This window comes from Pseudomonas sp. ES4, assembly GCF_050586665.1.
Classification (GTDB): Bacteria; Pseudomonadota; Gammaproteobacteria; order Pseudomonadales; family Pseudomonadaceae; genus Aquipseudomonas; species Aquipseudomonas frederiksbergensis.
Map to the genome: position 1 here is coordinate 22,983 of NZ_JBOBDO010000002.1, position 10,885 is coordinate 33,867.

The following is a 10,885-nucleotide window of genomic DNA, read 5'->3' on the forward strand; positions in this document are numbered from 1 at the left end:
GTTTAAATTATGGTGCAACAGTCAACGATTAACGTCGACCACCACCCGACCACGTAACTGACCAGCGAGCAAACGCGGTGCGGCCTCGATCGTTTCACTCAAACCGATTTCGTGACTGATCAACGGCAGCAAAGCGAAGTCGAGATCCTTGGCCAGACGACTCCAGGCCAGTATCCGCTTGGCTTTGGGCTGAGTCACGCTGTTGATCCCGGCCAGGGTTACGCCGCGCAAAATGAACGGCGCGACTGAAGCCGGAAAGTCCATGCCCTGCGCCAGGCCACACGCGGCGACCGTGCCGTTGGCCTTGGTGCTGGCACAGGCGTTGGCCAACGTGTGGCTGCCGACCGAGTCGATAACTGCCGCCCAACGCTCCTTGGCCAAGGGTTTGCCCGGCTCGGACAACGTGGCGCGCTCGATGATTTCGCTGGCGCCCAACTGCTTGAGGTAGTCGTGCTCGGAAGGTCGGCCGGTGGACGCGACCACCCGATAGCCGAGCTTACTCAGCAGTGCAATGGCGAAACTGCCTACGCCGCCATTGGCGCCGGTGACCAATACTTCGCCCTGCTCGGGCGTCACGCCATTGTGTTCCAGCGCCAGGATGCTCAGCATCGCCGTGTAACCCGCCGTGCCGATCGCCATTGCTTGGGCCGCGGTGAACGCCTTGGGTAGTGGTATCAACCAGTCGCCCTTCAAGCGAGCCTTCTGCGCCAGTCCGCCCCAATGCCCTTCGCCAACACCCCAGCCATTGAGTACGACTTGATCGCCGATCTTGTAGTCCGGGTGCGTACTGACTTCGACGGTACCTGCCAGATCGATCCCCGGCACCATCGGGAATTTTCGCACCACCGGGCTGCTGCCGGTGATCGCGAGGCCATCCTTGAAGTTCAACGTGCTATACGCCACACGCACAGTCACATCGCCTTCGGGCAGTTGATCGTCATTGATCTCTTGCAGCGTGGCCCGGTAACCGCTGTCGTCTTTGTCGATCAAAATGCCTTTGAACATTACGGCCTCCTAATGGAATCACTCAGTTGTCGTGCAGTTGAAAACACATCGCAATTTTTCACCGTACTCGACATTAAGCCAAGAGTGGCACACGAAAGGAAAACTCGGCTGGCCTTATGTCCGTCATAGCTGATACAAAATCGGTCCAACCGTCCCTGCCCTGTTATGACGTCGGAGAACCCTTCAAATGAGCAAATGGCCAGATACCCGCATTCTTGACCTGCTCGGCATTGAACTGCCGATCATCCAGGCGCCCATGGCCGGCGCGACCAACTCGGCCATGGTTATCGCAGCCAGTAACGCCGGAGGCCTGGGTTCGATGCCGGCAGCCATGTTGAGCATCGATCAGTTGCGCGAAGAGCTGAAAACGATTCGCCAGCACACGCAGCGCCCGATCAACGTCAACTACTTCTGTCATCAGCCACCCGCCGCCGATGAGCAACGCGCTCAAGACTGGAAGAATCTGCTGGAGCCCTACTATCGGGAACTTGGCGTGGACTTCGACGCGCCGACGCCGGTGTCCAATCGAGCACCGTTCGATAATGCGGCCTGCGAAGTGGTCGAGGAATTTCGTCCCGAAGTGGTGAGTTTCCACTTTGGCCTGCCGGAAAAGTCCTTGCTCGACCGTGTGAAAGCCACGGGAGCGAAAGTGCTCTCCTCGGCTACCACGGTCGAAGAGGCCATTTGGCTCGAGCAGCACGGTTGCGACGCAATCATTGCCATGGGCTATGAAGCCGGCGGCCATCGGGGCATGTTTCTCAGTGATGATCTGAGCACCCAGGTAGGGATCTTTGCGCTGGTGCCGCAGATCGTCGATGCGGTGAAAGTGCCGGTGATTGCTGCGGGCGGGATTGCCGACTCACGAGGCGTCGCGGCAGCGTTCCTATTGGGGGCTTCGGCGGTACAAGTGGGCACGGCGTACTTGTTCACACCGGAGGCCAAGGTCAGCGCGTCTCATCACAAGGCGTTGCGCACGGCCAAGGAAAGCGAAACGGCCATCACTAACATTTTCACCGGACGTCCGGCTCGCGGCATTCTCAATCGGGTGATGCGCGAACTCGGGCCTATGAGTGCAAAAGCACCGGCCTTCCCGCTTGCGGGTGGTGCGCTGATGCCGTTGCGGGCCAAGGGACAAGCGGATTTCAGCAATCTCTGGGCGGGCCAGGCATTCACCCTGGGCGTTGAAATGACCACGGCTGAACTGACGCGGAAGCTGGCTGAGGAAGGATTGGCCAGGTTAGTTCGTCGGTAACGCATTCACCTGCGTGACCTCAATAACGCGCATTCAACACGTTCCGTTTGCAGGCATTTCGCTATATATTCCACTATATAGCGCTTGCCCTCCTCGTTGCATCTGCCTACAACGGAGCCGTTTCATGATCATTCGTGCCTCACGTTTTGCCCCCACCTTCCTGGCAACCCTGTTCGCAGTGTTCGCTGTCGGCTCCGCCCTGGCGGACGAAGTCCAGGTCGCCGTCGCAGCCAACTTCTCTGCGCCGATTCAGGCGATCGCCGCGGATTTCGAAAAAGACACCGGGCATAAACTGGTCACCTCCTTTGGTGCAACCGGCCAGTTCTACACCCAGATCAAGAACGGCGCACCGTTCGAAGTGTTCCTCTCGGCGGACGACACCACCACGCAAAAACTCGAAACCGAAGGCGACACCGTCAAAGGCTCGCGCTTCACTTACGCCATCGGCACCCTGGCTCTGTGGTCGGCGAAAGAAGGTTATGTCGATGCAAAGGGCAAAGTGCTGAGCGACAACCAGTATCAGCACCTGTCCATCGCCAACCCGAAAGCCGCGCCTTACGGTCTCGCCGCCACGCAGGTGCTGGCCACGCTGGACCTGACCGACAAGGTCAAAGCCAAGATCGTTGAAGGCCAGAACATCACCCAGGCCTACCAGTTCGTCTCCACCGGTAATGCCGAACTCGGTTTTGTGGCCTTGTCGCAGATCTACAAAGACGGCAAAGTCACCGGCGGCTCGGCCTGGATCGTTCCAGCCGACATGCACGATCCGATCAAACAAGACGCGGTGATCCTCAATAAAGGCAAGGACAATCCGGCTGCCAAGGCGCTGGTTGACTACCTCAAAGGTCCGAAAGCCGCCGCTGTCATCAAATCCTACGGTTACCAACTCTAATGACGCTATCGAGTGCCGACTTTTCCGCCATTTGGCTGACCCTGAAACTGGCGTCCCTGACGACAGTTATCCTGCTGGTCATCGGCACTCCGATTGCGTTATGGCTATCGCGCACCCGCTCGTGGTTGCGCGGCCCGGTCGGGGCGATCGTCGCCCTGCCCCTGGTGCTGCCGCCAACGGTGATTGGCTTTTATCTGTTGCTGGCGCTCGGCCCTAACGGGTTTGTCGGCCACTTCACCCAATCACTGGGGCTCGGGACCCTGACCTTCAGTTTTGCGGGGCTGGTGATCGGCTCGGTGCTCTACTCGATGCCGTTCGTGGTCCAGCCGCTGCAAAATGCTTTTTCTGCCATCGGCACTCGCCCCTTGGAGGTGGCTGCGACCTTGCGTGCCAATCCCTGGGACACGTTTTTCAGCGTGATCCTGCCGCTGGCCCGCCCTGGCTTCATCACCGCGGCCATTCTCGGTTTCGCCCACACCGTCGGGGAATTCGGTGTGGTGCTGATGATCGGCGGCAACATTCCCGACAAGACCCGGGTGGTCTCGGTGCAGATCTACGATCACGTCGAAGCCATGGAATACGCCCAGGCTCATTGGCTGGCCGGGGCGATGCTGGTGTTCTCTTTTATTGTGTTGCTGGCGCTCTACTCCAGCCGTAAAACCAAAGCAGGCTGGAGCTGACCGATGATTCATACGCGTCTGAAACTGAAGTACTCAGGGTTCGCCCTGGAGGTGGACCTGCAATTGCCCGGCCGCGGTGTCACTGCTCTTTACGGTCATTCCGGTTCGGGCAAGACCACCTGCCTGCGCTGCATTGCCGGCCTGGAGAAGGCCGATGAGGGCTTCATCCAGGTCAACGATGAAGTCTGGCAGGACAGCGACAGGAAGATTTTCGTGCCGCCACACAAGCGGGCGCTGGGTTACGTCTTCCAGGAAGCCAGCCTGTTTCCCCATCTGTCGGTGCTGGCCAATCTGCAGTTCGGCCTCAAGCGCACTCCTCGCCAACAGCGGCGGGTCGACATGGCACACGTGACTGAACTGCTCGGAATCGGCCATTTGCTGGATCGCCATCCGCAGCACCTTTCCGGCGGTGAACGGCAGCGGGTTGGCATCGCTCGTGCCCTGCTCACCAGCCCGAAACTGTTGCTGATGGACGAGCCGCTGGCGGCATTGGATAGCCAGCGCAAAAACGAAATCCTGCCTTACCTGCAACGACTGCATGATGAATTGGACATCCCGGTGCTGTACGTCAGCCACTCACAGGATGAAGTCGCGCGGTTGGCCGATCACCTTGTTCTGCTCAGCAATGGCAAGGCACTGGCCAGCGGCGCTATTGGCGAAACGCTGGCCCGTCTCGACCTGCCCCTGGCGCTGGGCGACGATGCCGGCGTGGTGATCGAGGGGCACGTCATTGCCTATGACGCCGACTATCAGTTGCTGACCCTGCAACTGCCGAACACGACCCTGAACATTCGCGTGGCTCACTCACTGATGACCCCGGGTCAGGCGCTGCGCTGCAAGGTTCAGGCACGGGATGTCAGCCTGAGCCTGCAAAGTGTCGAGCAAAGCAGCATCCTCAATCGCCTGCCGGTCACCGTGATCAGTGAAATGGGCGCGGACAATGCCGCCCACGCGCTGATCCGTCTGGACGCTGCCGGCACACCGCTGCTGGCGCGGATCACCCGCTACTCCCGGGACCAATTGGGCGTGCACCCTGGCCAGCAACTCTGGGCACAGATCAAGGCGGTGGCGGTGCTGGCGTAAATCCGCTGGCACGACTGCAACAACGTGCGGTCAATGGCTGTAACGGCCCCTGATCCACCGCCCAGGACTATTGCCATGCCCGATACCGCGCTGCCCGATGTGCTGCCACCCGACCTGCATTACGTCGATGACACCCAGCCCGGCATCACCCGCAAGAAACTGCGCGGCAAGTTCTGCTATTTCGACCCTGCGGGCCAACGCATTACCGATCAGGATGAGATCAAACGTATCAATGCCCTCGCCGTGCCCCCGGCCTACACGGATGTGTGGATCTGCGCCGACCCGCGCGGCCATCTGCAAGCTACCGGTCGTGATGCCCGAGGTCGCAAGCAATACCGTTATCACCCGCGCTGGCGAGAAGTGCGCGATGCCGACAAATATTCACGCTTGCGGGACTTTGGGTTAGCGCTACCGAAACTGCGCAAACAGCTTGAAACGCTGTTGGCGGCTCCCGGCTTCAGTCGCGACAAAGTCATGGCCACGGTCATCACCTTGCTCGATGCGACGCTGATCCGGGTCGGCAACTCCCAATACGCTCGGGACAATCGGTCTTACGGTTTGACCACCCTGCGTAACCGTCACGTCGAGATCAACGGCAACGCAATCCAGTTCCAGTTCCGTGGCAAGAGCGGTGTCGAGCACCAGATCACCGTGAAAGACCGACGCCTGGCGCGGGTCATCAAACGCTGCCTGGAAATTCCCGGGCAAAACCTGTTTCAGTACCTGGATGAAAACGGCGAGCGACACACCGTCAGTTCCTCCGACGTCAACGCCTACCTGAAGACACTCACCGGTGCCGACTTCACTGCCAAGGACTACCGAACCTGGGCTGGCAGCGCGTTGGCGCTGGCGGTTCTGCGGGAACTGCAGTGGGAGTCCGAGTCGGACGCGAAGCGGCATGTGGTGGAGATGGTCAAGAACGTCGCCAAACAACTGGGTAACACACCGGCCGTCTGCCGCAAGTGCTACATCCACCCGGCGGTGCTCGATGGCTTTCTTTTGGGAGCGTTGGCTGACCTGCCCCGTCCTCGAGCGCGTAAAGGGCTGAGGGCCGAGGAAGTCGGGCTTGCGGTGTTTTTAGAGAAGATGATCGCTAGTGTTGAAGCGACGAACTGACCTGTCTATTTTTTGCACGATCGCAAATGGCTTCTATAGTAGTTGTGAACCTGAATTAGCTACGGTGACGCCATGGAAGACATTTTCGTTGTGAAACGATGCAACAAGATCATCATCCATGGTCGCCGAGCCGGAGAAACCGATCATCCACCACCTGCCGCCGCCGTCTGGTATCGCATCGCCGATACTCGAACCCGCGGCTTCATCGGCGACGGTTTCGATCGTGAAGAAGACGCCCGGCGCGAATGCCGGCAGCTGAATGCCAGGTCGCAAGTGACGGCCCGGGAAGGCTGATGCTACCTGCCTTGCGCGGGTCTATACTGAAAAACAGCTGAAGGATCAGCGACCCCATCAGCAAACAGCTCGCTCCCCTGCGGGCTTTTTGCTGCCAGTAACAGGTTTCTTGAACGGAGGTGTTTGCCATGTCCGAAAAAGAGTCCATCACCACCCTGCTCACCCTGCTCGACTCCCGTCAGGTTCGCCTGGCAGCGGCATGCAAGGAAATCGCCGACTGGGTCGATCATCAAGGCGGGCACCCGACAGCCCTCAGAATCCGTGATCGCCTGAACGACATCGAGAAGGACACACCACTGATTCGCAATACGCTGTCGTCGCTCAAACCTGTCGACCGCCCCCTGCCGCGGTTCAGATGATTCGATCTGGACATCCTCAAGGACACGGCCTGCTTCAGGACGCATGAACGGCGACCTTATCGTCACCGGGTGCGTCCTTGCCTGAGCGTTTCTTGCTACATCCCCAACCCAGCCTGGCGCCGGGTTTTTTTATGCCTGGGCAATCCATTTCACACGGCATTCACATCTCAGGCTTTACATTGACAGGACTCCTTTGAAGAATCCCCTGGCCCGCCCGCACGCGGGCTTTTTTTTGACTATTACGCAGACAACGAACGTCGCCGTACGCTTGAGGTCAAACGATCACACGTCACCAAGGAGGCGTCTGATGGTTACTCACTTCAAAGTAGGCGGGCATCTGGCCTGCGGTCACAAAGGCAGCAAACTCGTTTCAACCAGCGAACTGACCCGGGTGAAATGCAGAAGCTGCCGCAACACCGATGCGTTCAAGGATGCGCGCAAAGACCAGCGCAACGCTGCACGCCGCGCCGCACGCAAAGCCAAAGTTACGCATAGCGCCAATGACTGGCGAGCGGCCTGGGTCGAACGGCTCACTGCCATGAAAGGACTGCAACGATTGCCTCGTGGTTTTACCGGTCAGCCTTTCGTTTAGCTGACAGCATCGGCGGCTGAATCGAATTCATTCGGGCCAGCCGCTGGCGCATGACATCCAACACTTGAAAGCTTCGACCAGAACTCGCCCTGCCTCGGGGCGCACAAGACATAGATATTGGATACTGAGTTTATTGTTAGTTATCTTTGTAATTGATCTGCAAGACAAACTGAAACGCCGTCACTGCGCATGACTTCCCCTAGCTTTATAGGTGACGTAGATCACATCACCTGCAACTTACAATTGCTCTAAATCTTTGTAGGCAGAGGTTTTTATTAACACTGCTCTACCAGCATTCAGTGTTTCCGGAAGCGGCTCGTCTTTGACGGCTTTCCTGTTGAGATCACGCACCTTCAACACCTGATGAATGTCCTCCTGCAATCGCTTCGCCCTGCAGGCAGGCACGGGCATGGGCGTTATTTGGAGTCTTAGGGCTACTAGAAAGAACGTTATAGCAATGGCAGCCACTGATAATTGCTTATATACAGGCAACGCAACTTTTAAGATTAGCTCTCCCCGAACTGATCGATATATTTTTTAACGATAAGAACAATAGCGATGTCTGCAATGGGGGCTTTACATTGCCCTGCTATTTTTTGGCGGCGAACAGATTCTTCAACTAGGATTCTATCGAATCCAAATTACGCCAACGGTGTTGGCGGGCACTGATCAAGGAGGGGACAGATGACATCAATTCGCAAGACCGAGAAAACCTATCGCACCTGGTCCAGCCCAATCCTGCTTGAACTCAAGGAGAGAGAGCACCAGCTGGACGCTGAAGCCCGCCAGGCCCTTCAAAATGTCTTGATCGAGAGACGGCTTCTCAATATCGGCAACCCTTCAGGCGAAGATCGACGCGGCGCAAATCCAGGGATTAGCAGCCAGGGTCAATAACTGCCGAAAACAACGGGATTCCCAGGCCCCACAACAGCCTTGGCTCGTAGACAACTATTAAGGAATGCAACGCCATGAAACCAAGCGGTATACGCGGATAAACCTTGGGCTCGAAAAACAGGGCTTCAGTTCGAGATGACAGATCAAATGACAGTATCTGTCTTTTTGATGATGACGCAGCCTAATCCGATCTTCGCCAGCCTGGCTGGCACATGGAGGGCGCAATGCGCATTCCTCTGTTTTACGCGATGTCAGCTGTACTGTTTTTGCATGGTTCTGCCGCCCAGGCGCAGCCATCGAATGCCACCGCTGCCCAAACGCCACCCGCTTCAGCGGCAGTCAAGGACGCAGTCTTTACTCAAGAGCAACTGGATCAGATGCTGGCTCCCATTGCGCTTTATCCAGACCCGCTTCTTGCACAGATGCTGATGGCCAGCACCTACCCTGGGGAAGTCGCCGAGGCCGTTAACTGGTCGAAAGCGCATCCTGAAGCCAAAGGCGATGAGGCGGTCAAACAAGTGGCAACCCAACCCTGGGACCCAAGTGTTCAAGCGCTGGTCGCCTTTCCCCAATTGCTGGCGACCGTGGGGCAGGATCTTGTCTGGGTTCAGCGACTGGGCGATGCCTTTCTGGCGCAGCCCGATGAGGTGATGGAGGGCGTGCAACGCTTGCGGCGTCAAGCGCAGGCCGCCGGCAACCTGCAGAGCAATCAGTATCAGAATGTGACTGTTCAAAATGTGACCGCTCCCGCCCCAACAACTGCATCGCCATCGACGGCCGCATCCTCAGCCCCAGCCAGCTCCTCCACCATCATCATCCAGCCCGCAGATCCGCAGGTGGTGTACGTTCCCACTTACAACCCGACAACCACCTACGGCACTTGGGCTTATCCAGAATCGCCCCCTGTCTACTATCCACCGCCACCCGCTTATTATCCGGGTTCGGCTTTGCTGGCCGGGTTGGCGTTCGGCACCGGCGTAGCGATAATCGGCTCGCTATGGGGCGACTGTGACTGGGGCAATAACGACATCGACATCGACGTCGATCGATACAACAACATCAATCGCAACAACCAGATAACCAATAATCAGAACAAGTGGCAGCACAACGCAGTACATCGCGATGGCGTTCCCTATCGAGACAACAGAAGCCGGCAGGAATATGGTCGTCAACTCAACGGTGCCAACCAGCGCCAGGCTTATCGCGGAGACGATGCCCAGCGCGCCAAGGCTCGTGAGAATGCGCGTAGCGCCATGGACAGGAGCGGTGTCGAGAGACCCGCCACCAGCAACCGACAAGCCCGTGAACAAGCACGCCAGGCGCAGTCGGGAATCTCGGCAGGCAATCGAACGCAGGCAGGCGCGGACAGACCGAAAACGGCTGACAGAAGCCAGGGTAACGCCAGAAATATTCGCGAAAACGAGCAGCCTCGCAAACAGACTGCCCAGGTGAATCAACGTAGGCAGGACACCTCTCAGGCGCGTCAGAGTACGACAAAACGACCGGCTGCCAGCCCAGGCAGTGCCAAAAACAATGCATTCGCCGGGGTGCGTTCACCGTCCCAGTCCAATGCCCAAGCCTCTCGCGGGCGCACTAGCCAGGCTTCCGCCCAGCGTCCCAGCAGCATGCGTTCTTCCGGCAATCAAATCAGTCGGCCATCCAGTCCAGCGCGTTCGAGAGGGGGTCGTCGGTGAAAAGCCAACGTCGAGGAAGAATATTCATGAATCTGTTGCCTCCGACTTTGGCGATCATCGCGGGCTTGGCGTGGTCGTGCATGGCGACGGCGCAGCAGGCATTCTCCACGCCGGAAAAGGCTGTTGAAGCGTTCGTCATGGCACTGGGAAAGGAAAAGGCCGATCAGGTACGCCTGACAGAGTTGCTGGGAAAAGACTGGCGCCAGGTCATTCCCCGCGAAGGTGTACAACGCAGCGATGTCGATGAGTTTTTGAAGCAGTATCACGAGCAACACCACATCGAAAAAACCACTGACCGCAAGGCAACTCTGTCGGTCGGCAGTGACCGCTGGACCCTGCCTATCCCCCTGGTCAAAGGGGCAAACGGTTGGCAGTTCGACATGAAGGCCGGCAGCAATGAAATCCGCGCACGCCGTATCGGCCGTAACGAACTCTACACGGTGCAATCTGTGCTGACCTATCACGATGCCCAGATGGACTATGCGTCGGTGGACAATGACGATGACGGTGCGCTCGAATACGCACAGAACATCCTGAGTACACCCGGCACACACGACGGACTCTATTGGGCGGACGACGATAGTGGTCAGGTCAGCCCGCTTGGCCCATTGTTCGGCGAGGCCGCCGGCGGTGACGACTGGCACGGTTACCACTTTCGCATTCTCAAGGGACAAGGCCCCTCGGCGCCGGGCGGTGCCTACAGCTATATGATCGGGGACAAAATGAGCCGCGGCTTCGCGCTGGTCGCCTGGCCGGCGAAATACGATGACACCGGCGTGATGAGCTTCCTGATCAGCCATGAAGGCCAAGTCTTCGAGAAGGACCTAGGTCCCGACAGTGACAAGCTGGCGAAATCGATGAAGTTGTTTGATCCGGATAACAGCTGGAAGGAAGTGACCGTCGATCAGGATCCAGAGTAAATAATGATCAGCACCAACAATGCGCTAAGGGTATGTCAAGCAGACAGCCGTCACTCAGACCCAGTGACGGCAGTTGCACTCAGCCGCGTACAAACGGCTGGGAT

At 58.1% G+C, this 10,885-nt stretch carries 12 protein-coding genes; 11 read left to right on the top strand and 1 reads right to left on the bottom strand.

The features are described 5' to 3' along the window. Positions 1-21 precede the first annotated feature (21 nt). Positions 22-1,005 (bottom strand): MDR family oxidoreductase, encoded by a 984-nt coding sequence (locus ACQ4OB_RS02255; RefSeq protein ID WP_102614401.1) that lies wholly within the window; start codon positions 1,003-1,005, stop codon positions 22-24. A gap of 187 nt (positions 1,006-1,192) precedes the next feature. On the opposite strand from ACQ4OB_RS02255, the gene ACQ4OB_RS02260 reads away from it, so the two are divergent. The 11 genes from ACQ4OB_RS02260 to ACQ4OB_RS02310 all read left to right on the top strand — a co-directional run bounded on the left by ACQ4OB_RS02260 (position 1,193) and on the right by ACQ4OB_RS02310 (position 10,781). Then, positions 1,193-2,257, top strand: a complete 1,065-nt coding sequence (locus ACQ4OB_RS02260; protein WP_430955036.1) for an NAD(P)H-dependent flavin oxidoreductase — start codon at positions 1,193-1,195, stop codon at positions 2,255-2,257. A gap of 124 nt (positions 2,258-2,381) precedes the next feature. Beyond that, entirely contained in the window at positions 2,382-3,149 is a 768-nt protein-coding gene (gene modA / locus ACQ4OB_RS02265; RefSeq protein WP_102614402.1) for a molybdate ABC transporter substrate-binding protein, read from the top strand. Continuing rightward, positions 3,149-3,829, top strand: coding sequence for a molybdate ABC transporter permease subunit (gene modB, locus ACQ4OB_RS02270; RefSeq protein WP_074876958.1), 681 nt, complete (start codon positions 3,149-3,151; stop codon positions 3,827-3,829). The genes modA and modB overlap by 1 nt, the downstream gene beginning before the upstream one ends. 3 nt (positions 3,830-3,832) lie before the next feature. Then, on the top strand, positions 3,833-4,912 hold the full coding sequence (gene modC / locus ACQ4OB_RS02275) for a molybdenum ABC transporter ATP-binding protein (protein ID WP_074876961.1): 1,080 nt from the start codon (positions 3,833-3,835) through the stop codon (positions 4,910-4,912). A gap of 75 nt (positions 4,913-4,987) precedes the next feature. After that, positions 4,988-6,028 carry a DNA topoisomerase IB gene (locus tag ACQ4OB_RS02280; RefSeq protein ID WP_102614404.1) on the top strand — a complete coding sequence of 347 codons (1,041 nt, stop codon included), beginning with the start codon at positions 4,988-4,990 and terminating at the stop codon, positions 6,026-6,028. 72 nt (positions 6,029-6,100) lie between these two features. After that, positions 6,101-6,322, top strand: coding sequence for a hypothetical protein (locus ACQ4OB_RS02285; RefSeq protein ID WP_074876965.1), 222 nt, complete (start codon positions 6,101-6,103; stop codon positions 6,320-6,322). A gap of 128 nt (positions 6,323-6,450) precedes the next feature. Further along, positions 6,451-6,681: a hypothetical protein gene (locus tag ACQ4OB_RS02290; RefSeq protein WP_056852777.1), complete on the top strand. Its 231-nt coding sequence runs from the start codon at positions 6,451-6,453 to the stop codon at positions 6,679-6,681. A 307-nt stretch (positions 6,682-6,988) separates the two neighbouring features. Continuing rightward, positions 6,989-7,273, top strand: a complete 285-nt coding sequence (locus ACQ4OB_RS02295; RefSeq protein ID WP_074876967.1) for a hypothetical protein — start codon at positions 6,989-6,991, stop codon at positions 7,271-7,273. Positions 7,274-7,957: 684 nt separating this feature from the next. After that, positions 7,958-8,167 (top strand): hypothetical protein, encoded by a 210-nt coding sequence (locus ACQ4OB_RS02300; protein WP_074876968.1) that lies wholly within the window; start codon positions 7,958-7,960, stop codon positions 8,165-8,167. A gap of 224 nt (positions 8,168-8,391) precedes the next feature. After that, positions 8,392-9,861: a DUF3300 domain-containing protein gene (locus ACQ4OB_RS02305; RefSeq protein WP_430955037.1), complete on the top strand. Its 1,470-nt coding sequence runs from the start codon at positions 8,392-8,394 to the stop codon at positions 9,859-9,861. Positions 9,862-9,887: 26 nt separating this feature from the next. Next, positions 9,888-10,781 carry a DUF2950 domain-containing protein gene (locus tag ACQ4OB_RS02310; protein ID WP_102614407.1) on the top strand — a complete coding sequence of 298 codons (894 nt, stop codon included), beginning with the start codon at positions 9,888-9,890 and terminating at the stop codon, positions 10,779-10,781. Positions 10,782-10,885 lie beyond the last annotated feature (104 nt).

Bases quoted from the DNA above. Each gene is read 5' to 3' on its own strand.
- ACQ4OB_RS02255 (WP_102614401.1), bottom strand. From the start codon at position 1,005: ATGTTCAAAGGCATTTTGATCGACAAAGACGACAGCGGTTACCGGGCC.
- ACQ4OB_RS02290 (WP_056852777.1), top strand. From the start codon at position 6,451: ATGTCCGAAAAAGAGTCCATCACCACCCTGCTCACCCTGCTCGACTCC.
- ACQ4OB_RS02310 (WP_102614407.1), top strand. From the start codon at position 9,888: ATGAATCTGTTGCCTCCGACTTTGGCGATCATCGCGGGCTTGGCGTGG.
- ACQ4OB_RS02280 (WP_102614404.1), top strand. From the start codon at position 4,988: ATGCCCGATACCGCGCTGCCCGATGTGCTGCCACCCGACCTGCATTAC.
- ACQ4OB_RS02260 (WP_430955036.1), top strand. From the start codon at position 1,193: ATGAGCAAATGGCCAGATACCCGCATTCTTGACCTGCTCGGCATTGAA.
- modA (WP_102614402.1), top strand. From the start codon at position 2,382: ATGATCATTCGTGCCTCACGTTTTGCCCCCACCTTCCTGGCAACCCTG.
- ACQ4OB_RS02300 (WP_074876968.1), top strand. From the start codon at position 7,958: ATGACATCAATTCGCAAGACCGAGAAAACCTATCGCACCTGGTCCAGC.
- ACQ4OB_RS02295 (WP_074876967.1), top strand. From the start codon at position 6,989: ATGGTTACTCACTTCAAAGTAGGCGGGCATCTGGCCTGCGGTCACAAA.
- modC (WP_074876961.1), top strand. From the start codon at position 3,833: ATGATTCATACGCGTCTGAAACTGAAGTACTCAGGGTTCGCCCTGGAG.
- modB (WP_074876958.1), top strand. From the start codon at position 3,149: ATGACGCTATCGAGTGCCGACTTTTCCGCCATTTGGCTGACCCTGAAA.
- ACQ4OB_RS02285 (WP_074876965.1), top strand. From the start codon at position 6,101: ATGGAAGACATTTTCGTTGTGAAACGATGCAACAAGATCATCATCCAT.
- ACQ4OB_RS02305 (WP_430955037.1), top strand. From the start codon at position 8,392: ATGCGCATTCCTCTGTTTTACGCGATGTCAGCTGTACTGTTTTTGCAT.